Source organism: Salinimicrobium aquimaris, assembly GCF_035607535.1.
In the GTDB taxonomy this organism is placed as follows: domain Bacteria; phylum Bacteroidota; class Bacteroidia; order Flavobacteriales; family Flavobacteriaceae; genus Salinimicrobium.
In genome coordinates this window covers 120,399-147,073 of sequence record NZ_JAYDZX010000017.1, presented here as the reverse complement: position 1 = coordinate 147,073, position 26,675 = coordinate 120,399, and the positions used below count along the sequence as shown (strand labels likewise).

General features: G+C 42.5%; 15 protein-coding genes. 5 read left to right on the top strand and 10 right to left on the bottom strand.

Translation table 11 applies throughout. The annotated features are described in order from the left end of the window. From VR862_RS14385 to VR862_RS14365, 5 genes are all read left to right on the top strand, one after another. Window positions 1–1,497 carry a xylulokinase gene (locus VR862_RS14385; RefSeq protein ID WP_324721710.1) on the top strand — a complete coding sequence of 499 codons (1,497 nt, stop codon included), beginning with the start codon at window positions 1–3 and terminating at the stop codon, window positions 1,495–1,497. Between the two features lie 2 nt (window positions 1,498–1,499). Beyond that, entirely contained in the window at window positions 1,500–2,813 is a 1,314-nt protein-coding gene (xylA, locus tag VR862_RS14380; RefSeq protein WP_324721708.1) for a xylose isomerase, read from the top strand. A gap of 103 nt (window positions 2,814–2,916) precedes the next feature. After that, on the top strand, window positions 2,917–4,047 hold the full coding sequence (locus tag VR862_RS14375; RefSeq protein WP_324721706.1) for a glycoside hydrolase family 43 protein: 1,131 nt from the start codon (window positions 2,917–2,919) through the stop codon (window positions 4,045–4,047). 11 nt (window positions 4,048–4,058) lie between these two features. Next, a complete protein-coding gene (locus tag VR862_RS14370; protein ID WP_324721705.1) occupies window positions 4,059–5,990 on the top strand; it encodes a sialate O-acetylesterase in 1,932 nt (643 codons plus the stop codon). Window positions 5,991–6,133: 143 nt separating this feature from the next. After that, window positions 6,134–10,330, top strand: a complete 4,197-nt coding sequence (locus VR862_RS14365) for a hybrid sensor histidine kinase/response regulator transcription factor (RefSeq protein ID WP_324721704.1) — start codon at window positions 6,134–6,136, stop codon at window positions 10,328–10,330. Between the two features lie 355 nt (window positions 10,331–10,685). On the opposite strand, the gene VR862_RS14360 is transcribed toward VR862_RS14365, so the two are convergent. From VR862_RS14360 to VR862_RS14315, 10 genes are all read right to left on the bottom strand, one after another. Further along, a complete protein-coding gene (locus VR862_RS14360) occupies window positions 10,686–12,869 on the bottom strand; it encodes an endo-1,4-beta-xylanase (protein WP_324721703.1) in 2,184 nt (727 codons plus the stop codon). Window positions 12,870–12,886: 17 nt separating this feature from the next. Continuing rightward, on the bottom strand, window positions 12,887–14,251 hold the full coding sequence (locus tag VR862_RS14355) for a glycan-binding surface protein (protein ID WP_324721702.1): 1,365 nt from the start codon (window positions 14,249–14,251) through the stop codon (window positions 12,887–12,889). Window positions 14,252–14,280: 29 nt separating this feature from the next. Beyond that, window positions 14,281–15,906, bottom strand: a complete 1,626-nt coding sequence (locus VR862_RS14350) for a RagB/SusD family nutrient uptake outer membrane protein (RefSeq protein ID WP_324721701.1) — start codon at window positions 15,904–15,906, stop codon at window positions 14,281–14,283. A gap of 13 nt (window positions 15,907–15,919) precedes the next feature. After that, window positions 15,920–19,084 carry a SusC/RagA family TonB-linked outer membrane protein gene (locus tag VR862_RS14345; RefSeq protein ID WP_324721700.1) on the bottom strand — a complete coding sequence of 1,055 codons (3,165 nt, stop codon included), beginning with the start codon at window positions 19,082–19,084 and terminating at the stop codon, window positions 15,920–15,922. A 375-nt stretch (window positions 19,085–19,459) separates the two neighbouring features. Then, window positions 19,460–20,824: a family 43 glycosylhydrolase gene (locus tag VR862_RS14340; RefSeq protein ID WP_324721699.1), complete on the bottom strand. Its 1,365-nt coding sequence runs from the start codon at window positions 20,822–20,824 to the stop codon at window positions 19,460–19,462. Between the two features lie 86 nt (window positions 20,825–20,910). Next, window positions 20,911–22,068, bottom strand: coding sequence for an endo-1,4-beta-xylanase (locus VR862_RS14335; protein WP_324721698.1), 1,158 nt, complete (start codon window positions 22,066–22,068; stop codon window positions 20,911–20,913). A 153-nt stretch (window positions 22,069–22,221) separates the two neighbouring features. After that, window positions 22,222–23,403, bottom strand: coding sequence for an aldose epimerase family protein (locus VR862_RS14330; RefSeq protein WP_324721697.1), 1,182 nt, complete (start codon window positions 23,401–23,403; stop codon window positions 22,222–22,224). 23 nt (window positions 23,404–23,426) lie between these two features. Then, the gene (locus VR862_RS14325) at window positions 23,427–25,124 is read right to left on the bottom strand and encodes a glycoside hydrolase family 43 protein (protein ID WP_324721695.1); all 1,698 of its coding nucleotides are present in this window, start codon (window positions 25,122–25,124) and stop codon (window positions 23,427–23,429) included. Window positions 25,125–25,194: 70 nt separating this feature from the next. Next, a complete protein-coding gene (gene fsa, locus VR862_RS14320) occupies window positions 25,195–25,845 on the bottom strand; it encodes a fructose-6-phosphate aldolase (protein WP_324721694.1) in 651 nt (216 codons plus the stop codon). Between the two features lie 289 nt (window positions 25,846–26,134). After that, a complete protein-coding gene (locus tag VR862_RS14315; RefSeq protein ID WP_324721693.1) occupies window positions 26,135–26,575 on the bottom strand; it encodes a hypothetical protein in 441 nt (146 codons plus the stop codon). Window positions 26,576–26,675: the final 100 nt, after the last annotated feature.

Below are 26,675 nucleotides of genomic sequence, written 5' to 3'. Positions count from 1 at the left end.
ATGTACTTTTTAGGAATTGATCTGGGAAGCTCTTCAATAAAGCTATCGGTGTTGAATGCAGAAAAAGGGACTGTGGTATGTTCTGTCACTGCGCCCGATTTTGAAATGGAAATGAGAGCCCCGAAACACGGATGGGCAGAGCAGGATCCCAATAGTTGGTGGCAGTATTTCAAACAAGGTCTTAATACCATAAGGAACGAACACAGGTTTGATCTTAAACAAATAAAAGGAATAGGTATAGCTTACCAGATGCATGGTCTTGTTATTACCAATGAAAAATTTGATCCTGTACGACCTTCAATAATCTGGTGTGATAGCAGAGCGGCTCAAATTGGACAAGAAGCTTACAAATCCATCGGTGAAAAAAAATGTCAGGAGCAAATCCTCGGAAGCCCCGGTAATTTCACAGCCTCTAAGCTAGGCTGGGTAAAACAGAATGAGCCCGGGGTTTATGCCGAGGCAAAATACATGATGCTTCCCGGGGACTTCATTGCTGCGAAATTAACGGGAACAGCTCAGACCACTTCTTCTGGTTTATCTGAAGCTGCACTCTGGAATTTTCCTGAAGGCCGGCTCGCTGTAGAGGTTTTGGAAAATATGGGTCTGGATGAAAATCTTATTCCCGAAATCGTGCCCACTTTTGGGGAGCAGGCTACTATTAATCCCAAAATTGCCGAAGAGCTGGGATTTGATAAAAATGTAAAAGTCACCTATCGTGCCGGCGACCAACCAAATAATGCACTGTCGCTCAATGTACTGAATCCCGGAGAAATAGCCACAACGGCTGGAACCTCAGCAGTTATATATGCCGTTACAAATAGCGACGCCTACGACCCTGAAAACCGGATTAACACATTCCTGCATGTAAATAATACTGAAAGGCAAAAAAGAAATGGACTGCTGGGGATAATTAATGGATCGGGGATATTGTATCAATGGCTTCGGAGAATAATGTCCCTGGGCAACAGTGAACTTATTTCTTATGAGCTGCTAAATACTGAAGCTGCAAAGACAGAACCAGGTAGTGCAGGCCTTCGTTTCTATCCGTTTGGGAATGGAGTGGAAAGAATCTTTAATAACAAAGAAGCCAATTCGGGAATTGAAAATCTCAATTTCAACATTCATCAACCCGCTCACCTTGTAAGGTCTGCCTGTGAAGGAATTGTCTTTGCCATGAACTATGGCTTTGAGGTCATGAAATCCCTGGGCACCTCGGGAGAAATTGTGCGCGCCGGGAAGGGGAATCTTTTCCTGAGTCCGGTATTTAGAGAAATTTTCTGCAATACTACCCAGGCGCAGCTTGAACTTTATAATACTTCGGGAGCAGAGGGGGCAGCTCGTGGTGCAGCCTTTGGCCTGGGATACTTCAAAAATTTGAGCGAAGCTTTTGAGAACCTGGAGCGACTGGAATGTTTGGAGCCCGACAAGGAGCTCTCTGCACGTTATCAGGATATTTACGAACAATGGAAAAACAACATTAAAATAAATAAAGATTAAAAATGGAATCAAAATTTTTCAAGAACATCGACAAAATAAAATATGAAGGCAGGGAAAGCGACAACCCTCTTGCTTTTAAGTGGTACGACGAGAACAAAGTTGTAGCAGGAAAAACTCTAAAAGAACATCTGCGATTTGCCACAGCTTACTGGCACACCTTCAACAATACCGGAAGTGATCCATTTGGACCGGGCACAGAAACTTTCGCCTGGGACCGGAGTAACGACCCCATTACGAGGGCAAAGGATAAAATGGATGCAGCTTTTGAGTTTATGACTAAACTGGGAACGCCCTACTACTGTTTCCATGATGTAGATGTTGTTGACGAAGCCCCCACTCTTGCTGAGTTTGAAAAAAGACTCCAGACAATGGTGGAGTATGCAAAGAAAAAGCAGGAAGACACTGGAATTAAATTGTTGTGGGGAACTTCAAACTTGTTCAGCAATCCACGTTATATGAACGGGGCTGCCACCAATCCCAACTTTGACGTACTTGCCTATGCGGGTGCACAGGCAAAAATTGCACTTGATGCCACCATTGCTTTGGGCGGAGAAAACTACGTATTCTGGGGTGGACGAGAAGGTTATATGAGCCTTTTGAACACCGACATGAAAAGAGAACTTGATCATTTAGGAAGATTCCTGAATGTTTGTAAGGACTATGCGAGAAAGCAGGGCTTCAAAGGAAATTTCTTCATTGAACCCAAGCCTATGGAGCCAACAAAACACCAATATGATTATGATGCCGCCACTTCTCTCCATTTCATTAAGCAGTATGGACTGGAGAAGGATTTCAAATTAAACCTTGAAGTTAATCACGGAACTCTGGCAGGTCATACCTTCGAACATGAATTACAAGTTGCAGTAGATGCAGGTATGCTGGGCAGTATAGATGCTAACAGAGGAGATTACCAAAACGGCTGGGATACAGATCAATTCCCAATCGATCTTTACGAGATCACCCAGGCCATGCTCATCATCCTCGAAGGAGGTGGACTACAAGGTGGTGGAATAAACTTTGATGCCAAAGTCCGCCGTAACTCTACCGATCTTGAAGATAAATTCATTGCGCACGTTTCAGGAATGGATGTGTTTGCCAGAGGTTTGATCTGTGCTAACAATGTACTTGAAAATTCAAAGTATAAACAAATTCGTAAGGATCGTTACGCGTCATTTGATTCCGGTAACGGAGCAAAATATGAAAACGGAGAACTCTCGCTTGAAGATCTAAGCAGAATTGCACGTGAAAACGGCGAACCAAAACAAATTAGCGGAAAACAGGAGTTACTCGAGCAAATTATTGCCAATTCCTATTAACTTTCTCGTTTAAGCAGTAAAACCTTTTAATAGAGGCCGGAGTCTTTAAGACTCCGGCATATTAACTGCTTTAATTCAAAGCTCATCGCATAAACTCACAATCATGAAACAAAAATTAAATTTTCAAAGAGTAGGACTCTTTCTTATAGCAGCTGCTTTTCTAACAGGGTGTAGAAATGAGAACAAGACTCCGGAAACCGAAACAGCTCCCGCTGCTTCCAGTGATACTCTACCGCAATTTGCCTCGGAGCCACTGGTAACAGATAACTATACGGCAGATCCTTCTGCTCATGTTTTTGAAGGGAAGATCTATGTGTATCCTTCCCACGACTGGGATTCAGGAATTCCTGAAGATGATACGGGAGCGCACTTCAACATGAAAGATTATCACGTTTACTCCATGGACAGCGTAGGAGGTGAAATTACAGATCACGGAGTAGTGCTGGACGTTGAGGAGGTCGCCTGGGCTAAAAGGCAAATGTGGGCGCCCGATGCTGCCGAAATGGATGGAAAATATTATCTATACTTCCCCGCAAAAGACGAGAATGACATCTTTAGAATTGGAGTTGCGGTTGGAGATTCACCGGCAGGACCGTTTACCCCTCAGGAAGAACCCATTGCCAAAAGCTACAGTATAGATCCTGCAGTATTCAGAGATACAGATGGAGAATATTACATGTACCTGGGCGGAATCTGGGGCGGCCAATTGCAACGATATCGCAATAACGAATACCAGGGAGAGCAAGATCTTTATCCTGCAGATGATGAGCCGGCCTTAAGTCCGAAAGTGGCCCGCATGAGTGATGATATGTTAGGTTTTGCTGAAGAGTTAAAGGATGTACAGATCCTGGACGAGAATGGAAATCCAATTACCACAGGCGATAATGAAAGAAGGTTCTTTGAAGCTGCCTGGGTTCATAAATACAATGGAAAATATTATTTCTCCTATTCTACCGGAGACACACATAACATCGCTTATGCCATCGGCGACAGTCCTTATGGTCCCTTTACTTACCAGGGGGTAATTCTTGAGCCGGTTTTGGGATGGACAAATCACCATTCGATTGTGGAACATAATGGCCAGTGGTATCTCTTCTATCACGATAGCTCCCTTTCCGGAGGCAAGACATATCTTAGAAGTATGAAAGTTGCTAAACTTGAATACAACGAGGATGGCACCATTAAAACCATAAGTTCCTTCAAGGAGGAGGAGCCGGATGTAGTTACAAACTAGAGCTTCCAAAAATGTCAAAATCCAGAGCTTTATTATCTGCAGTACTGTTTTGTATCTTCTCTGTTGCTGCGTTTGGTCAGGTAAAATTGCCGAAACTAATAAGCGACGGCATGGTGCTGCAGCGGGATACAGACATCAAGCTATGGGGATGGGCTTCTGAAGGGGAACCTGTTTCTGTTCTATTCAGGGGGAAGGAGTACAACACCCGTGCAGATAATAATGGAAAATGGACCATCGATCTTTCAGGACTTGAAGAAGGTGGGCCATTCATTATGACAATTGCGGGAAGTAATAAAATCGAATTAAAGGACATATATGTAGGTGACGTATGGCTGGTCTCTGGACAATCTAACATGGAATTATCTATGGGAAGAGTTGAACCTTTGTATGCCGATGAAATAGCCAATGCCAATAATCCCCAGCTTCGATTTTTTGAAGTGCCTAAAAACTATCATTTTGAAGAGGCCCGGGAGGAAATTGAGGGAGGCAAGTGGGAACCTGTAACCCCGGAAAATATCAGGCAGCTATCAGCTGTTGCTTATTTCTTTGCCAAAGATCTATACGATCAATACCAGGTTCCAATTGGGATCATCAATTCGAGCCTTGGGGGTTCCCCTGCAGAAGCCTGGATGAGCGAAGAAGCTTTAAAAGAATTTCCAAATCATTATGCTGAAGCAATTCAGTATAAAATTTCAGACTTTAGGGACAGCATTCAAAACAATGATGCTGAAAGAATTGGAAGCTGGCATCGTAAGGCTGTAAAGGAGGATGTAGGGATCCCGAATAAATGGAAAAACGAACAGGTTGACACGTCCGGATGGAGCAGCATGGAAATTCCGGGGTACTGGGCCGATGATGAACTCGGCCACAAAAATGGGGTGGTTTGGTTCAGAAGGACATTTGAGATCCCGCAAGAGCTGGCAGGCCAATCACCGAAATTGTTACTAGGAAGAATCGTGGATGCCGATTCAGTGTTTGTCAACGGCCACTTTGTAGGAAATACAACGTATCAGTATCCTCCACGAAGATATTCGATACCGGCAGGAATTTTGAAGCCGGGACAGAACAGCATTAGCATAAGGATCACCAATGAGAGCGGAAGAGGCGGGTTTGTTACAGATAAGCCATATAAGCTCATCTTTGAAGATTCAGAAATTGATCTTAGGGGAGAATGGAAATATAAACTTGGGGTGGAGATGCCATCTTTAAGAGGTCAAACCTTTATAAGATGGAAGCCCCTGGGCCTGTACAACGCCATGATCCACCCTCTTACAGACTACTCTTTAAAAGGAGTTATATGGTACCAGGGGGAATCAAATGCCGATAATCCTGTGGAGTATGAAAGGCTATTTCCAGCTCTTATAAAGGACTGGCGGAAGCAATTGGAGCAACCGCGACTTCCTTTCCTGTTTGTGCAACTGGCAAACTTTATGGAACCCCGGGAAGAGCCAGGTGAAAGTAGTTGGGCCAGGCTTCGAGAATCCCAGACTAAGACCCTGTCCCTTCCCAAAACCGGAATGGCAGTAACTATAGATGTAGGGGAATGGAATGACATTCATCCCCTAAACAAGAAAGCAGTCGGCGAAAGGCTTGCACGGGCAGCAAAAAAAGTTGCTTATAATGAAGAAATTGTGCCAGCCGGACCGCTCTACGATTCTTTTGTTAGGGAGAAAGACTCGATTATAATTAGCTTCAAAAATACAGGAAGCGGATTGGTTGCCAAAAATGGCAATTCTCTTGAACATTTTGCCATTGCAGGAAAGGATAGAAAATGGCGCTGGGCAAAAGCTGTGATAAGAGGAAACAAAGTAGTGGTTTATCATCCTGAGGTCTCGAATCCTGTAGCAGTACGATATGCCTGGGCAGATAATCCCGATACGGCTAATCTCTACAACAGAGAAGGACTGCCTGCCTCTCCATTTAGAACAGATGACTGGGATTAATATACCTATTGTAAAAAGCCATTTTAGGAAGTGTTTTGAGTGGCCTTTTTCAGGTTATCAATATCCATTGGTTAGAGGAGAAAAATTGAGGTAAACTAGTAATAACAGATTAACCTGTTCCCTACCCCATAAGAATGCTTGTTATGAGTAGACAGCTATTTCCAAAAATATCTTTTGCAGCCATTCTGATTTGGCGGTTTGCAAACAGCTGTCAAAAAGTTCAAGTCAGCTATTCTAAAAGACCCTACTTCCTTTTCTTTCTCTTTTTTCTTTACGTTGCCTTCTGCTTTGGTCAGGAAAAGCCACTTCAGAAATATCAATTCGAGGATCTATCCAACATTCCCACGCAAAGGGCCGTGGCCACCATTTCGCAAGACCAACAGGGATTCATTTGGATGGGCACCAACGGCCTCGGTCTAAACCGGTATGACGGTCTTGACTATGCTATCTACCAATACAGAGAAAAGGACAGCACTAGCCTGAGCAATTCTCTTGTCCACGCCACTTTTGTAGATGAAAAGAACAGGTTGTGGGTAGGCACAGAAATGGGTCTTGATCTTTACAACAGAGATCTGGACAACTTTCTGCACATCCCCATGACAGAAGAAGGAATAGAACCAGCAGTGCATTCTATCCTGAATCTCGGAGTTGATGAACTTTTAGTGGGAACTCATGAAGATGGGATTTTTCGAGTAAACTCTCAATCATTAGAATCTTTTTCTGTCGAAATAGAAGGAGTTAGTGAAATTAGGAATTTCCTTATCAACGATTTTGCACATTTTGATCATAGGATTGTTGTAGGAACAGACCGAGGTCTTTTTGAATTTGATAAAGAACAGAATAAACTCTATCCTCTCACCTTTATGACTTTGAATGGTAGGGAAAGAATTACTGCCCATGTACAAAGCTTTGCCGTTGACCAATACGGAACACTTTGGGTTGGCACTACCACACAAGGTCTGTACAGGATTGAGGGCAATGAAAATGGCCGCTATGTGATTCAGCATTTTCCCATCACCTCAAAAAGGATTTTATCTCTTTTGGCTACTCCACGAAAAACAATGTTATGTGGAACAGAAAACGATGGAATGTTTGAGTTGGACAGACATGGAAAAATTCTCAAGCAGTATTTAAGCACCAAAGATGACGACAAAAGCATAAAATCAAACTCTATCTGGTCTCTATTCCTGGACCATCAGGAACGGATATGGATTGGCTATTACAATAATGGAGTGGCAGTCTACGATCGTCTAAGCGACAAATTTGCAGATATTGAAAGTAAGTTGAACAATTCCAACACCCTCCAGGCTAACTCAGTAACCGGAATATTGAAGGATGAAAAAGGCAGAACTTGGATAGGAATGGATGGAGGCGGAATTGATGTTTATCACCCCCAATCTCATTCTTTTACTCATTTGCTTAATAATAGGAACAATGTCGCCAGTGGACTTCATTCTCCCGATGTTCAGACCCTTTTTAAGGACAGTAAAGGGAATATCTGGGTGGGTACCTGGGATCATGGGATCTACCTATTGAAGAAAGGATCGACTTCATTCATTAACTATAACATCGAAAATACAGAGGGAGAAATAGCCACTAACAGAATTCTCAGTTTCACGGAAGATTCAAAGGGAACAATATGGATAGGTACCTTTTCCAGAGGCCTTCATTCCTATGATCCTCGATCGGGTAAGTTTTCCGTGTATGATCAGGAGCCATTCCTACGTGAAAGGATAAGTTATAGCAATGTAAGGAAAGTATATGTCGACAGTCAGGACCAGCTTTGGATAGGAGGTAATCCGGGGCTTTTCAGGCTTAAAATCCAGAATGGGAAATATTTTCTGGAGGTGATGTCGGGGAGATTTTACGCAGGGGCGGGAAAAAGATCCTTTGATAGTCAGGTTCTCGATATCTATGAAGACTCCTCCCAAAGGATCTGGATAGGTACAGATGGGGCGGGACTTTCCACTTATGATATGAAAACAGACCGTTTTTCGTGGATCAAACCTGAAGATGGCCTGGATAAATTAACAGTTTCCTCGGTTGTTCAGGATAATGAGGGCAACATTTGGGCAGCAGGAAATAATGGGCTGGCAAAGCTGGACAGAACCAACAATAGCATCAAGAACTTCACAATCAATGATGGTTTGCTCAGCAATGATTTTAATAACAGTGCAGTTTATAAAGACCGGGATGGCACACTCTATTTTGGTTCCTACGAAGGGGTGAATTTTTTTAATCCTGCACAATTGACTAGTAACAATAGCCCTTCAAAAGTCTATTTTACCGATTTAAAGATTTTCAACCAATCTGTCAAGCCTGGAGAGGAAGCTTCTCCCTTAGACAAGGTTATTTCTCAAACCAGAAAAATAGAACTGCACCATTCCCAATCTGTCTTCACCATAGACTTTGCATCTATTGACTTTACAAGACCCGAAAAAATTTATTTTGCCTATTACCTCCAGGGCTTTGAAGACAAATGGAACTATGTTCAAAATACCAGAAGTGCTACTTATACAAACCTTCCGGCAGGTGATTATACATTTAAGGTAAAAGCAGCCAACAGCGATGGAATTTGGGGAGCGGAACCTGCCTCCGTTCAAATAACCATCCTTCGTCCCTGGTGGTTTACCAACCTTGCTATAACCGGTTATATCCTTCTTATTCTAGGGTTATGTTTCCTCTTCTATCGATATTTTAATTCCCGTATAAAACACAAACGTCTAATTGAACAGGAACGGGAAAGGCACCTCCAGGAAGAAGTTTTGAACGATAAGAAGATCCAGTTTTTTACCAATATCTCTCACGAATTTCGTACGCCGTTAACTCTTATCTTGAGTCCGCTTCAGGACATACTGCATAATGACATCCTTCCGGAGAAGCTGAAAAGAAAACTCAATATTATCAATAAGAACACTGTGAGGCTAAAAAGGCTTGTTGATGAATTAATGGACTTCAGAAAACTTCAGCTTGATGAAATCCCTTTGAAGATTTCCGAATTTAGAATTAATTCACTGCTGGAGGAAAGTCTGGAATACTTCAGAGAAGAGGCTCAACAGCGGAATATTGCCCTGACCCTCGAATCTGAAAATAAAAATATTATGATCCGGGCAGACAAAGGTAAACTTGAGAAGATCCTGTTTAACCTTCTTTCCAATGCGTTTAAAAGCACCCCGAATAATGGGATAATCACCTTAGCCGTCGCTATAAAACAAGAACATCACTTCAGACTTACCGATGAAGATCTTCCACTAGAGGCCCTTGAAATTAGCATTGAGGATACAGGAAAAGGAATTCCAACGGAAGAACTGGATAAAATATTTGAGCGCTTTTATCAGATAAAGGATCTTAATGAACAATACTACAGTGGAACGGGAATAGGCCTGGAGGTGGTAAAGAGCTTTGTGGAACTGCACAAAGGTGACATTAAAGTAGAAAGTGAATCAGGAGTTGGCACCAAGTTCACAATTCTGCTTCCCCTGAATAAAACCTTATCCACTGTGGCGGAGGTCATAGACCCAGAAACAGCTTATCAGAAACACGAGACTAGAGCACATGAACTTGCAAAGCCAGAATTCGAGAAGCAACACAAGAAAACTCTTTTACTAGTAGAGGATAACCTTGAACTCAGATCCTACTTGCAGGAGGAACTTTCTTTTGATTACCGCGTGTTGACCGCACTAGACGGAATAGAGGCCATCGAAAAGGCCGATAAATACCTGCCGGATGTGGTGGTTACTGATGTTGTGATGCCCAATATGAGCGGAATTGAATTCTGTTCCCAGCTTAAGAAGAACATTAAAACCAGCCATATTCCTGTTCTTATGTTGACGGCAAAATCACAATCTGACGACCTGATAGAAGGACTGGAGGCGGGAGCCGATGTTTACCTGACGAAGCCATTCGAGATGAAAGTGATGCGGTCTCAGTTAAAACAGCTGCTTTCCACAAGAGCTCTCTTGTACTCAAAATATATTGGAGATTTTAAAAAGGCCGAAACAGAGCCCGGCTCCATTTCTTTAGATCAACAATTTATCCTGGAGATCATAAGGTACACCCGCCAAAACATCAAAGAAACTAATCTTAATGTAGAGAAGCTTGCGAAGGAATTTAATCTCAGTAGAAGCCAGCTTTACCGGAAGATTAAAACCCTCACGGGGCTTACCGCCAATGAACTCATTCGAAAGATTCGCCTGGAACGAGCCAAAGAACTGCTTGAAGAAAGTGCATCCTCAGTAAGTGAGATAAGTTATGCTGTAGGATTCTCTTCCCCCTCCTATTTCTCGAAATGTTTTAAATCTCATTTTGGTATTCTTCCAAAGGAACTGAAGGAAGAATAAAATTAAATGCCAGGGGAATGCGTCTTTAAAATCAAGTTATTCAGCTCCTGAACAAATCTTTTTTGAGCCTTACCTTACCTTAAGTTTCCAGCTTTGGTTGGTTGAGATGTGCCAACTGGTGGTTCTATAGGGGAGTCAGCATCAATGTGTGATCCGGATTTCAAAAACTGGCGAAATAGCCTTTCAAAAAATAACATTTACCACACTCCTTAAAAAAGGTGCCTCAAAAATGGCATTTTAGGAAGTTCATTTTGAACAGTGTTCACCTGTTCCTATCTAAAAATAAGCAAACAAAAAAACCGGGCCAGAACCCGGTTTTTTTGAGAAGTTAATTGAAGCTAAGCTAATTCAAACCCTAGTATTCCAATTCTCCTGTAAAATCTTCACTTACGTCTCTACCGGCCAAGCCGTCTGCAACTCCCTTGTAGGCATGTTTTCTTTCATAGTTGGCATCCCAAAGGTTAGGAGATTCATCGGGCAACCAGAATTCGTGCTCCTTTTCGTGATCTGAAACACCCCAGATGGTTATTCCGTAGCGCTGAGCAGCAGGAATATATTCTCTATAGGAATCAAAGATGAACCGGTACATATCAGCTTGATCTGCTAATTGCTCGGTTGTTGGAGAGGCCGTACCGAGTCTTACATCAAGTTCTGAAACTTTGATGATTTTCCCGGTAGCTGCAAGTTTCTGGAACATTTCAACAATGTCTTCTCTGCTGGTATAAAGACCCACGTGCATTTGGGTACCAATTCCATCAACTGTAGCACCCTGGCTTTCGATGTAGTTAACATAATCTATCAATCCGTCGAGTTTTGCCATACTGGCCTCAAGGTTATAGTCGTTAATAAAAAGTACATCAGATGGCTCAGCATGCTCGCGCGCCAGTTTGAAAGCCGTCACCGCATAATCCTTTCCAAGATACTTCTGCCAGTAAAAATGATCGCTCGCCGCATCTGTTACGTTACCGTCACGAAGGCTTCCACCCTCTTTCATCGGCTCATTAACAACATCCCAGGCCGTTACGTCATCTGTATAACGGGTTACCATCTCGGTGATCCAATGCTCCATTGCATCACCTATGACTTCAGCTTTTTCTTCATCGGTCATTTCTACTATTATTGGAGGAGAGCCTGCAGCTACTTCGCCCGAAGTCAGCACCACATCGTCAATGTAAAGAGTTGCCGGAGTCTGTCCAAAATCGAAGACAAGTTTATTACGGTCTGCTGTAGTTGGGGTAATTGTTCTTACCACTTGTTGCCAGGTGGTTCCAACATCAATACCACCGGAATAATCGGCTGCATAATCAGGATTTTGTAACTGAAATTGAATAGTTGCCGGTACATCTGCTTTGACATAAAAAGATACAGTATATTCTGTTCCCTGCTCCAGTGGTTCGTTTAAAGTATAAAGCTGTTGTGCCTCCCATAACTGGGCTTCAGAAGGATTCGTCAAAACCATAGCATAAGTACTGTTATAGCCTTCTCCTTCTGCAGAAACTGATCGGGTAGACTCATTTCCCCAACCGTTCCAGCCGTCTAGTGTTCCATTTTCGAAATCACCGTTAGCTATCAGATTGACTACTTCGGCCTCCGCGTCAAGATCCACCACATTAAAGCTGTCAACGTCGACATAATAAGTGACGCCGGGCAGATAACCCAGGTCCAGAAACATACTAAAGTTTGTTCCGGTAAAATCGCTTACGACAAATTTCACCTGCTGCCATTGAGAAGTTGTCTCAAAAGCTTCGGTCCAATCCCCACCAGTATTATACCAGTCAAGCCATGGATAATTGTTCGATAGGCCGCTAAAGGAAATTCTTCCCTTACCAGGTTGATCAGATCTTATATAAAATGACACTTCATATTCATGGCCGGAAACTACAGGGATTTGTGGACTTGCTAACTGGAGATCCCACGGGTTTGCAGCACCTGAGCCGGCAACAAGTTTAATTGCTTTACTGTTGTCTCCCAGACCTTCTCCTTCAACAACAGTTATACCATTCCCCGGGTTGTTTTTATTCCAACCGGTAAAGCTGCCGTCTTGTAAGCCCGAAATATCCAAAGCATTAGACCCACTTGATCCGGGTATTACCGTGGGTGCTATTAAGCTGTTTAGGTAACTCGCGTTTTGATTGGAATGCCATACAAGAGTATGACCATATATGCTCAACCCTGCGTCTGTAGCTTCTGCAATGAAAGCATCAACAGGTGCAAAGTTTATTTCGCCCTGTGCATTCACCATAGCGCCGTGTTTCATGGCGTAACCTACAGTGACTTCATCAAAGTTCTCGTTTACTATATTCCTGTAAACCTCATCATTCATGTAAAGGTCCATTCCTATACCTGCACCCAATACATAATCGGCATAGGTCTTTAGCGGCTCATATCTTTCTATTTTTTCTGCCAGTTCCAATGGCAATTCTGCACGTGTCACCCTTTCATCTTCAGGTCTCTCCTCCCACTCCATAATTTCTCTTTCACAGGATGGAAACAGGAGAGAGCAAAGAACAAAAACAGATAATATCTTAATTTTTTTCATCTCTTAATTATTTATAGTTATTCAGGAAAATCGGTAACTATTGGAGTTTCTAAAGAAACAATACGCCAGTTATCTGTATAAACCTGCACAGAAGTTTCAGAAGAAGGGAATTCCACATCGGCAGTGTACCCCGGCAGCTGATTAAGATTAAAATCGGAGTTTTCAAAGAAGATCCCAAAGTTCTTATAGGTAGCCGCTTCACGATATGCCAATACATCTTCAAAGGTGTGATCACCTCCATCACTAAACATATAGAAGTCTGTTAGAGGAATGGTGACTGTGGTCCAACCTTCGGGTTCAAAAGGCACTACCTCCCCGTCAACGATCCATGGAACGTAATTGTACACTCCTCCACTCCATTCACCACCGTTGAAGTTGTTTATCAACATAATTTTTAAGTATCCGCTATCTGCCCATGCTTCAGGAACAAAGACATCAAATTGGAAAGCCACCTGGTCCAATGGAGTATCGGCTGGAATTATGGGAGTAAGTTGAGATCGCCAGTTTTCTTCGCCTGATGTCCAGACCTCAGATAAGCGATTTTTAGCGGCGGCATAGGTTTCACCTTCCGCAGGACCATGAGGAATATAGTTGCCCTGAGAAACATGACCTTCCCCGACCACTTCAGACCGGAGATCTTCCCGGGTGAGATTGGTTCCCCATTCTCCCATGACACCTTTCCCGTCAAAGTTCAAAAGTATACCGGGCTCGAAATTAAAAAAGGCAGGAGAATATGCTACCCCATTGGCGGTTTCAACATAAATCGAACCGCCTTCGTCTGCAACTCCTTCAGGAACGGTTACAGTAAAGAATTCCCCATCTTCTTCATCGTAAGTAATTCCGCTAGTAACTTCAACATCACCAGGAAAAACTACCCGACTCACCTCCATTAAACCTGTACCATAAACGGTGATTTCTTCACCCGCATTAGGTAGCGTGTGTGAAACACCTGTAATTGTTGGTGCCGAAGAGCGTATTTCAAAATTAATTACCGTTTCAGTATTGTCCTTTACCAAACGAATGGTGTTACGTTCATCTTCAGGAGCCTCCGAAACAGGAGTGTCTGACGACACCCGGATCAACATTGAATTGTCTGAGACATAAACAGGATTAAAATCTGTTTGAAAGCCGTTGATATAAACTCTTCTCATACCGGTGAAACCCGATCCCTCAAGGCGCAATAACTGCCCAAGTCTTGCAAATTCTACTTCCCTGTCGGGTACATTTGAATCTACATCCTGCAGGTAGACCGCGTCTACAACTATTTCACTATCGCTGGTATCATCATCGGTAGAACAGGCCGTGAAGAGAAAACTCCACAGAAGAACTCCCAGCATGGCTCTCCACTGCCACCAACTCTTGTTTATACTTTTATTCTTCATTTTATTTGATTTTAATGTTATATAATTTCTTACTGGAATAGTTCATCTGTAATTCTTTCTTCAGTAAACTCGTAAGGAACAGCCTCTTCTCTTAGAAGTGGATTTTGCACAACTTCAGATTCAGGATAAGGCAAAAAGAATATACTGGCATCAGCATCTCCCACCGCACGTGTCGTAGCGTCAACTGTCTCATCAATCGTTACAGTATTGGTTGCGGCATTATAGGTGAAAGGAAGAATGGTAGCCCGATCCTGATTGTCAATGTAATTTATTACTTCCTGTTGTTCATAATAGGACCATCTCACCAAATCGTACCAGAACTGACCTTCCATTGCCAATTCTACCCGGCGCTCATGTAGAAGATCTGCGAAGGTAAGACTGGATTTAGGATCCAAACCTGCTCTTTCGCGAAGTTCATTGACATACATAAGTGCAGTTGCGTCACTTGTAGAGGCGTTGTTTCCTAACACTGCCTCGGCATAGTTCAGGTAAACTTCCCCCAGCCTTAGCATATAAGTATTCAAGCCGGAATTCATTCTTGAAGTAGCCGGGTTGTCTTTAGTTGAACCCACAACTCCTTTCTTTACATTGAGATAAGTGTTTTCATGTTCGACCAAATAACCTCCATTTGCTTTGTTGATCTCAGGATAAAAGTCTCCATCAGCCATCCAGGTGGCTTCGCGACGCTGGTCATTCTGTTCATATTCCAACAAAACGTCATATGAGGCTCTCGTCCAGGCTCCCCAGGCCGCATCATCCCCGGTTATTTCAGAATTTAGTGCAAAGTATGCCTGATGTGTATTATTCACTCCCCAATCTCCATTTGGTACCCACTGCAGCGCAAACATTGATTCTGAATTGTTATTATTTTCGACTTTAAACAAGTCGGCGTAGTCACCCATCAAAGCATAAGGTCCTTCATTAATAGCCTTGGCAGCAGCCATTTTTGCCAGGTCAAGAAGTTCCTGATCTCTCGTACCACTGTTGGGGCCATCAACAAGTCCGGAATATGAGAGATATACTCGGGACAGCATTCCATAAGCTGCATATTTTGTTAGCCGCCCAGCCTGTCCTGCTGTTTCGGGTAAATACTTAGCAGCAAATTCCAGATCCCTCAATGCAAACTCAAACACATCGGTTCTTGGGCTCTTCGGGATCAATGGATTACTAATGATTTCTGACTGACTTGTGGTAATAATAGCATCTCCCCATAATGAAGCAACATACCAGTAGGCCGTTCCTCGCATGAATCTTGCCTCGGCTATGTACTGATTTTTTATGTCTTCACTAACATTACTTTGCCTTATAGCCTCAATAGTATTATTGGACTGCTGAATTACCACGTACAGAGATCTCCATGCCTCCACCAGCGGCCCGGTAAGACCGGTCTCAGTTAAATCGCTGAAAGGATAAATGTAGTCTGAATAAGGGGCATACAAATTATAAGACCTTCCATCACCCAGACCAAAGTAAAATTTATCATTGAATGAAAACCATACCTTGTTATAAAGAGGTGCAGTTGCAGCCTGGAAATCCTGTTCAGATTTGAAGAAATTCTCTTTTGCAATTTGATCATTCGGCTCTACATCAAGACTACAGCCGTAGGAGCCAACAAGGAGACCCGCCACAAAAAGTGTTTTAACTATATTTTTCATAATCATCATTTTTTTAAAAGTTGACATTTAAACCTACCGTATAAATTCTAGGGGAGGGATAACGGCCATTATCAATACCTGTTAAAAGGGCATCCTGGTTAATTGCTCCTACTTCGGGATCATAGCCAGAGTAATCTGTAAAAGTGTAAACATTCTGAAGATTGGTATATGCCTTCATGCTGTATAATCCAAATCGTTCAATCCAATCGGCTGGTAATCTATAGCCAAAGGAGATGTTCTGAATCCTCAAATAGGAACCATCTTCAAGGAACCTGTCACTAAACCTGAAATTCGAAGTCGAAGCTGCAGATGATGCCGCTATTCTTGGCATATATGGATCACCTCCAACGATCTGCACGTTGCGGTAATCGTTTGGACCATTAGGATCTATTAAGGCCAGTTGGGCATAACCAAGAGCCGATTGCAGCAAGTTGGTATTTTCCCTTGGGTTTTCTAAAAATCTTCTCTGATAATTTACAATCTCATTTCCGTAGACTCCTGACAGTTGAACATTTAGATCAAAATTCTTATATCTAAAGGTATTTGCTATACCAAAAGTGAAATCTGGCAATGGGTTTCCAATATAATCCCTGTCCTGTTCATTAATTACTCCGTCACCGTTAATGTCTTTAAAAATGTAATCTCCAATCCACACTCCATTTTCTCCAATTTCCATTCCTTCCGGCAAGGCCGTTGGAACAACCTCTCCGGCCTCATTTCTGTAGTAGAAATCGGTAGCATCTTCAAAACGCCCAATAACTTTATAACCATAGAATTGAGCTATAGGCTTACCAACTGCAGTTCTTGTAACAATGGTGACATCTGAACCTTGCTGAAGAGTTCTGTTAAGAATCCCGGTTTCGGTGGCCAGGGAAAGCACTTCGTTTCTGTTGAGGGTAAAAACAAAGTTTGATTTCCAGGCAAAGTTATCAGAATCGATGTTTACAGTATTAAGAGTCAGCTCAACACCCTTGTTTTCCAAAGATCCAATGTTCACATATGGCGCAGAAGTAGCACCTACACCTGAAGTTCCCGAATAATCTGGATAGGGAGCAAGAAGAAGTAGGTCTTCTGTTTTCTTGTAGTATACATCTGCAATAAACTCAATACGGTTATTGAACATGTAAAGATCAATACCGGCATTGCTGGAATATGTAGTTTCCCACTGCAGGTCTGGGTTTGCAGTATTTGCAGCCAAAAGCCCGGTTCCAAAAGGAGTGGCAGAGGCTCCATAAATAGAAGTGAAGGCAAAATTAGGCACACTCTGGTTACCCACAGCTCCATATCCTAAACGCAGCTTCAAGTTATTAATGTATTCATTGTCTCTAAGAAAATCCTCATTGGAAATTCTCCAGGCCAATGCTGCCGATGGGAACCAACCCCAACGATTATCCTCGCTAAATTTAGAAGAACCATCATACCTTAAAGTGGCTGTCAATAAATACCTGTCATCATAGGAATAGAAGGCCCGTCCAAAATAAGAGCTAAGTGCACTTTTGAAACTGGAATTGGAATTTCTGGCAGTTGTGGCATCACCAGCATTGAGATCGGTAGCTCCATTTGTAAGATATCCTGTGCGGTAACCGTATAAACCTTCCCAGAAAGATTCCTGGTACTCCTGTCCCAGCATAGTGTTAATACTGTGATCTCCAAAAGTACGGTCGTAGGTTAAGATGTTACGGAAGTTGTAGTATTCATTATAATTTTTTGTTCTACTTCCTTCACGAACATCGTTCACAATGGCCCCAAAAGTATAGGAAGGATTAAAAGTATATCCATTATATATTCCGTAATCCAGGGAGTACTCCGATCTCAACTTTAGACCTTCAATGATCTCAAGCTCCGCATAAGTATTTGCCCTTATCCCGGCACTTTCACTCCTGTTTTCTCTAATACTGGCTAAACCTACAGGGTTATTCTGCACGAATTCGTCTGTTACAGGACCGTCGAAGGTTCCTTCTGCATTGCGCACCGCCACATTTGGCGTTTGCTTTAAAGCGGTGAGAATCAACGACTGGTCTGAAAATGTAGTATTCTGGTTAATATTACTGAAAGCAAAATTTATCCCGGTCTTTAGATAATCTTTCACCTGTGTATCGAATAGACCCCGAAGGTTCAAACGATCAAAAGAAGAGCCCAACGCAATACCTTCCTGATCAAGATATCCAATACTCATGGAATAATTGTTTTTTTCGTTTCCACCAGAGACAGAAACATTATAGCTTTCCATCATAGCCCTGTCAAACATTTCATCCTGCCAGTCAGTTCCTTCTCCCAGCAACTCCGGACGAATAAAAAAGGGATCCTGCTCAACAATGCCCAGTTCGGCTCTGGTATTTTTATGAATAGCGTACTCTCGCAGGTTTAGCATATCCAGGTGTTTTGGTAATTCCTGAAAACCTACGTAGGTATCCAGATTTACCCTCATTTCACCTGCCCGGCCTCTCTTTGTAGTGATCAAAATAACCCCGTTAGCAGCCCTGGACCCATAAATTGCCGTAGCAGAAGCATCCTTTAAGATATCTATGGATTCAATATCTGAAGGGTTGATAGATGCAAAAGCATTTTGCCCTCCCTGGCCGGTATTACTATCCACGATTACTCCGTCGATAACGAAAATGGGCTCGTTGGAACCTGTTATGGAACTTATCCCACGAATTCTTATCGAAGAGCTTCCTCCCGGAGCCCCACTGTTCTGCTGAATTTGCACTCCGGCAGCTCGCCCCTGAAGCACCTGGTCTACCGTAGTGGACACAGACTCCTCTAATGCATCAGCCGAAACCGAAACCACAGCTCCTGTCACATCACTCTTTTTCATTGTTCCATAACCTACTACCACCACTTCATCCAAAGCAGAGACATCCTGAATAAGAGTAACATTGATTTCCGACTGGCCATTCACGGTAATTTCTTCAGTTACAAAACCTACGTAACTATAAACAAGAGTTCCGTTGGCAGGAACATTATCAATAGTGTAGTTTCCATCAAAATCGGTCACCACTCCATTAGTTGTTCCCTTAAGTAGGACGGTAACTCCGGGCATGGGACCATTTTCATCGGTGACCGTCCCTGTCACTGTACTTTGACCGACTGCAGTAAAACTCATTAAGCTCAAAAGAACCAAAAAAGTAAAACTTCGTGTCCTGGAGCAAAATTCGCGAAGTAAATAATTTGTCATCTTCAATCTTTATTAATTAAGTATTAAGTAAAATATCCTGCCTCGTAATGGCATTGAATTTTTAACATTTACGAAATCGATTGATTTCTTAAATATGGGTTAAATCTAAAAAATAATTATCTTATAAACATAGCTTCAACTGCTAAAATTTAGTAGCACATTTGTTGCAAAATTGTACGAAATTTGAAGCATTACAGCACTTTACGGCACCAAAACCCTTTAATCATCTGCCAACAGCAAAGGAGTTTTGAAATTTCAAAATTTTTAACAACTTTTTTTTCTGAAGAGGTATTTTGAAAATCGATTGTGAAAAATTTCCTCTATTGATCATCTCATATTTTTTCAGGTGCTTGTGATGAATTCTTGAGGATGATCTTAGTTGAATTTCACCCAATCCACCTCCACGCCATCACCTTCCTTCAACTGCACTATAAGATCCTGAATACCTTCTACCTCCTTTTCTACCGGCGCTGAAAAAACATTCCAATTTCCCCCTTTTTGAATGGCAACTCTAGAAATCTCCTTTTGGTCCTCACCTGCCAGTTTTAGTACCACAGTACCGCCGGTTAAGGATCTTGCCTTCAGCTTTACTTCTTTCGGACCTTCTTTACCGAAGACTACCCTGTTATACCTAACCCAGGCATCAGGTTTATTTATTACCATTTTCCAGCCTTGAAAGGGATCAAGCCGGTCCAAGAAAACTGCGGCAGCTCCGTAATTACTTTTTGCACTATAACGGTCGATTTGAATTTCAGAATTGCTGGAAGTAACTCCCACTCCGCGTTTGGTAGGAACTACTTTTTTAATATTTCCATTGTCCTCAAAAAACAAGCTGTCCGCACGAATGGAGCGGTTTTTGTCAAAATCGGGAGACAGATCATTGTCGTGATAAAATAAATACCATTGATCTTTATAACTAACAATCGAATGATGATTCGTCCAGGTACCTGAAGCAGACTCATCCATGACAACTCCTCTATGGGTGAATGGTCCCATGGGGTTATCCGAAACTCCATATTCAATTCTTTCGGTATTATTAGCCACATGGGGATAGGTCATATAATAGATCCCGTTACGTTCAAATACAAAAGGCCCTTCTATATGCCCTTTTTGAGGGATCTCCTCAAAAGTTTTTATTTCTGAAGCCAGCTCCAGCATATTATCATTCAGTTTCGCACCGAAGATCTCGCCTCGGGACCAGTACAGGTAAGCCTGCCCATCATTATCTATAAAAACATTTGGATCTATTCCTTCCACACCATGAATATGGTTTGGCTGTGGCTTGTAAGGACCTTCAGGCTTATCTGCTATGGCTACCCCAATGGAAAAGCCCTTTTCACCATTCGCGGCACCTTTGATCCTGGTGGGAAAATAGAAGTAATATTTTCCATTTTTGGATACCGCATCGGGGCCCCACATACTATAAGCCGTGGGATCGCCCCACGGAACATCCTTTTGATCCAGGATTTTTCCGTGGTCTGTCCAATCGGTTAGATTTTCAGAAGAAAAGACGTGATAATCTGCCATGTTGAACCATTCTGCACGTCCTTCCCCTTTGGGAGGCACAATATCATGGGAAGGAAACACGTATAACTTTCCATTAAAAACTCTGGCCGTAGGATCTGCCGTGAACTGGTCTATGATCAGCGGATTCTGCGCAAGTGCCGTTTTCGGGGTTAGAAGGATGATCAAGGTAAAAACCGTTGTAAAATTCCTAAATGCCAACTCTCTGTATTTCATATCTTCTTCTTTATCTTTTTTGCAATTCTACCTGCGCAAACGTTTGAGTAAGACTTTCAAAATTTTTCCGTTCCCGGTGTATCATGTCATTCTTTTGTACTCAACTCAATGAGTTCCTTTACCACAGGTTTCGGCTGGTTCTGTCTGTCGAATAAAAGCGGATAGTCTGTTCTCCCTCTTACCGGCCAATTGTTTTTCCACGAATTTCCGTCGTTGACACCCCAGAGGCTTACGCGGGAGATTTTATCCTGATGTTGCAGAAAAAGGGAGAAATACTGGACATATCTCCTGGTAAACTGCTGTTCAACATCCTCCGGAAGACCCTTGGGAAATGGGTTCATCTTATCTTCATAATCAAAATTCTGCGAGATTTCGGCCCCGGCATCGCCCCAGGGAGAGGGTAAAACGCTGAGATCGAGTTCGGTGATCATTACCTTGCCCAGAGCTCCGAATGCTTCTATACTTTTCTCAAACTCCAAGATATTTGGATAATTCAAGCCAATATGCCCCTGCATTCCTATGCCATGAACCGGCACTCCCTCCTCCTTAAGCTGTTTTACCATTTTCACCACCCCTGCACGTTTGCGCGGATTGGCCATGGAATAGTCATTGTAGAAAAGTTGTGCTTCAGGGTCTGCTTCGTGCGCAAACTGAAAAGCCAGTTTGATATAATCTTCTCCCAGAATCCTGTAGAATTCACTTTCCCGGTAGCTACCGTCATCTTCTATGGCCTCGTTTACCACGTCCCAAGAATGGATCCGCCCTTTGTACCTGCCTACTACGGTATAGATGTGGTCTTTCATACGTTTCTTAAGGACTTCAGGAGTGACTTTTTTTCCCTGAACATCTACAAAGAACCAGTCCGGTGCCTGTGAATGCCAAATGAGCGTATGCCCATGAATGTGCATGTCATTTTGCTCCCCGAACTCCACCAGTTCATCTGCGGCTCCAAAATTGAATTCTCCTTCCCGCGGCCGAATACGGGCACTTTTCATGCTGTTTTCGGCAACTATAGAATTGAAGTGCTGCTTTACAACTTCTATTGCTTCCGGTTCTTTCCCTAAAAGTTGCCAGGTATTCAATGCTGTACCTATGAGAAACTTTTCTTTAAAGGCATTTTTAAGAGCAAACTCGTCATGTTCTCTATTAAAAGCGGTTTGGCCAACAGCTTGTCTAGCTGAAAAAGCAAGGCTTATGCAGAGGAAAAGGCTTAGTAAGGGATATGTATTTGTGCTAAAGTTCATAATTGGTAATAATCTTCTATTGACCTGGTCTTGCTCTCTTCTGATGCTCCTAGCCACTGCTGTCCTTCTCTTCTCTATCTTGAACCTTCCCTCTTCGTGCATTCTCATCTTCGGAAAAAAGGCTTCAAAAATGTCATTTTTGGATACTCTTCCCTATTCTTCTACTGAAAATCTAAAACTGGTTTTACTGGAGTACTTCTCCCCCGGCTCCAATACTACCGACGGAAAATCTTCCTGATTTGGAGAATCGGGATAGTGTTGTGTTTCAAAGCAAAAGCCGCTTCTTTTCTCATAGTACCCGTCTCCATGTTGCAAAGGCAAAGTACCATCAAGAAAATTCCCGGTGTAAAGTTGCATTCCGGGTTCTGTGGTAAAAACCTCCAGCCTTCTACCCGATTCGGGATGAACTGCCGAAGCAGCAAAGCGCATCCCACTGTCTTGCTCATTAAGTACCCAGGTATGATCGTACCCATTTGCAATCTTCAGTTGCTCATGTGCAGCATTTATCTCTTTTCCCAGGGTTTTGGGCTTCCTGAAATCAAAAGGAGTATCGGCTACTGAATCTAATTCTCCCGTTGGTATAAGGCTATCATTTACAGGCACAAACCTGTCGGCATTGATCCTCACCTCATGATCCAGGATCTTCTTTGAAAAATCTCCAGACAAATTGAAGTAGGAATGCTGAGTGAGATTAACTATGGTTTTTCTGTCAGTCGTGGCTTCATACTCTACATCCAGGGAATTGTCGTCATTAAGGGTGTAAGTCACAACAGTTTCAAGGCGGCCGGGATAACCTTCTTCCAAATGTTCACTGATGTAAGATAAAGTGAGACTATTCTGGTTTGAAGCATCCTGTACCTTCCAAATCCCATTGTCAAATCCTTTTATCCCACCATGCAGATGGTTTTCCCCGTTGTTCCGGGCGAGAGTATATTCCTGTCCGTCCAAAGAAAATTTCCCTTTTGCAATTCTGTTCCCATAGCGGCCGATTATCGCTCCAAAAAAAGGATTCTCCTCAACATACTGCTCCAGGCTGTTAAAGCCCAAAACCACATCTTCATAATTACCTTGTCTATCGGGAACTTTTAAAGAAGTTATTCGTCCTCCGTAGGTGATGATCTTCACTTCCATACCCTGCTCATTTTGAAGAGTATATTGTCCAATCTGTTTCCCTTCGGGAGTAGTTCCAAAACTGTCTTTTTTCATTGCTGAATTTTCTTGTTGTGCCGGAGAATCCACTTCCGCAGATTTCCCCTGATCATTTTTACATCCCATGAAAATACCCGCCAGACAAGCCAATGCAGTTGTCACAACGAAAAGCTTAGGAGTTTTCATAGGATCTGTTTTTAATGAAGAGATCAATTGTTTTGACTCTCCTGATACACCTCATCATCACCCGAATATTTAAACCAGTCGAAAGCTGCCGAGTTATTAGAGGTCTCTCCATTGGAAGTGGTATACATTCCAATATTATTTCCAACGAAACCACCTGCTATACGAGTACTTAGGTACTTTCCATAAAGCTCACCACCAAGGTTCTTCCATTCGTTACCGGTCTTGTAATAGAACTTATATATGTCTTTATCGAATTCCACCTTAAAAACCACAGGTTTTCCTGAAGGAGAAATTTTTTCACTGGCCAACAACTCAGGTCCACTTTCTGATCCCCTGTATAGCTGTACAACAGGAGAATTCCCCTCGTAAGATTTAGCTATAAAATAAAAATGCGTTTCATTTTGAAACGCGATCAATCCGGCTTTTTCATTTGATTTTTTCGTCTCAAAATTCATAGAAACAGAAGCCTCCCCTGTTAAATGTTGCTGCCTGTGGGCAATGAAGCTGGGATTTGAAGTTCCTGAAACCGTCTCAGGACGCGTGGCCATGATCAGGTAGCCTTCCTTCTCCTTTAGATCAAACCACTTTTCTTTCCGATTCCGAAGGAACAACCATTGAAGATCAAGTTCTTCCTCTTCGAATTCCCGGGTAAATTTGAAGTTCCCGTTAAGAGGAAATAGATCCTGATTAATGCTAACCCCTTCCGGAAGCGGATATTCATATTTGATCTCCTCTCCTCCTAAATCAAAGATGGGCCAGTCATTTTCCCATTTTACGGGAGTCATAAAAGTCTCTCTTCCGGTATTGTAAAAATCGCCCTCATAAGGCCGTACGGCAAGAAAAACTCCATACCAGTCCCCGTTTGGATGCTGAACAATATCTGCATGTCCCGCCGAAGTGACCGGATTTTGACGCTCCGGATCGAGATGCCTTTGGGTGAGAATGGGATTGCCCTTAAAAGGAATAAATTCGTCGTCTATGTCTTTATTCCTGTAGATCATTTCGGAATGGTTCACCGCTGTCCCTCCTTCCGCAGTCATTAAGTAGTAATACCCGTTCAGTTTATAGATCCTGGGACCTTCAGCCCAAACAGGTTTGGTGCTTATGTCCACACCACCATTCACAAGAATACGATCCTCTCCCACCGTCTTCAGGTTTTCCTTATCGAATTCCATCATCCTGATAGTGCGGTGACCGTCGTACAACGGCTCATTGTTCGGCGGATCACTGTTATATACAATGTACGATATGTTCTCGTCGAAGAACAGCCCGGAATCAATACCAATGACTTCCGGCAACCACACCGGATCGCTCCACGGACCTGCCGGATCTTTAGCAGTGACCACAAAATTCCCTTTCCCATCTACTACAGTACAGGTGACATAGAAAATTCCGTCGTCATAGCTGATATCTGGCGCAAAAATGGCCCGGGATGTTCCGAAGCCTTCAAGGTCTATCTGGTCCGGCCGATCAATCAAATTGCCAATTTGCTTCCAGTTCACCAGATCTCTACTGTGAAAAATAGGAATTCCGGGATAAAATGCAAAGGTGGAGTGCACCATGTAAAAATTGCCGCTCCCGTCATTGGTAATTGCAGGGTCTGGATACCAACCTGCCAAGATGGGATTCTTGTAGGTCTCCTGTCCAAGAGTTGATAAGGTAATAAGTAGGATCACACAAAGAGACAGAAATCTTGCTGAAATCTTAGAAGTATAAGTCATATATTATTTTTATATTAGGTATCAGTTCCTCAAGATGAACCTCTAAAACAGAGTATTTTTTTAGCGCTCCTTAAAATGATTTCGCGTCCTCGAGGAATTTTGCTAATCCGCTATCGGTTAGGGGATGTTTGAGAAGACCGTCAATTGAAGAAAGAGGTCCTGTTATGACATCTGCACCTATTTTAGCGCAGTTCACCACGTGCATGGTATGTCTTATAGATGCTGCGAGGATCTGGGTCTCGAATTCATAGTTATCATAGATCTGCCGGATTTCAGCAATTAACTGCAGTCCGTCCGTCGAGATATCATCCAGCCTGCCCAAAAATGGAGAAACATAGGTAGCTCCAGCTTTTGCCGCCAAAAGTGCCTGCCCTGCGGAAAAGACCAGGGTGCAGTTAGTGCGTATTCCTATATCTGAAAAATATTTTATGGCCTTGATCCCATCCCTGATCATGGGGACCTTTACCACAATTTGGTCGTGCAGTTCTGCCAGTTCCTCTCCTTCCCTGATTATGTCATCAAGATTTGTTGCAATTACTTCTGCGGAAACATCTCCATCTACTATTTCGCAGATCTGCACATAGTGCTTCAGAATGTTATTTTTACCCCTGATGCCCTCTTTGGCCATTAAGGAAGGATTTGTGGTTACACCGTCCAGCACTCCCAGTTCCTGCGCCTCCCTGATCTGTTCCAGGTTGGCAGTATCAATAAAAAATTTCATACTTGACTATTTATAGTTCGGAGACTTGTTGTCATTTTAACCATAAGCCAATTTAGGAAAAATAGCTGACACCAAAAATTTCTATAAGAAGATTTTGAATATTTGAGAAAGCGGATAATAAGTTTCTGTATTGCCGGATCCTTTAGCTAAAATTTGTTTGGGTTACAATAGCGCTTCCTTAATGGAAGAAATAGCATTGGCCTTTCTGAGTAGTTGTTAAGTCAGATTATTTTTTCGCAAAAAAAAATCCGCAGCTCTCGCTGCGGACTCTTCCTTTTATTGCTACTTCTTAAGATTCACCCATGATTGAAACCCTCATTGGTTTTAGAGATTCTCCGCTTCTTTCAACTTCAACCTCCACTTTTTGCCCCTGCTTGAGCACATCAAAGGCTACGGGTTGACCGTTACGCATTATCTGAGTGTCACTAGAAAAATACAACTCAATTATTGTGGTGTCGTTAAGTTGAACGTAAACTTCCTTTTGCTCAGAATCTACTATCGTTGCAGTACCTGTATATGTACCTGATTCAACCAGATCTGTGTTTTCGAGTTCCTTTTCACCAGCCATGGTAGTATCCAGGGAAGTCATGTTGTCGTTCATGTCCATAGAAGATTCTTCCACTTCGGTCATCTCAATGACTTCTTCATTGTTTTCTTCCGCATCTTTACAAGAAGTTACAGTGGAAAAAATCATCGAGGAAACAGCTAAAATCATTATTGTTCTTTTCATAATTTTCTATTTTAATTTAAAGGACCATATTCTTTACAGGGTCCATTAATACAATTAGCGAATATAAAAAGGAAAAACGCTGTTTCTCAACATTTTACAA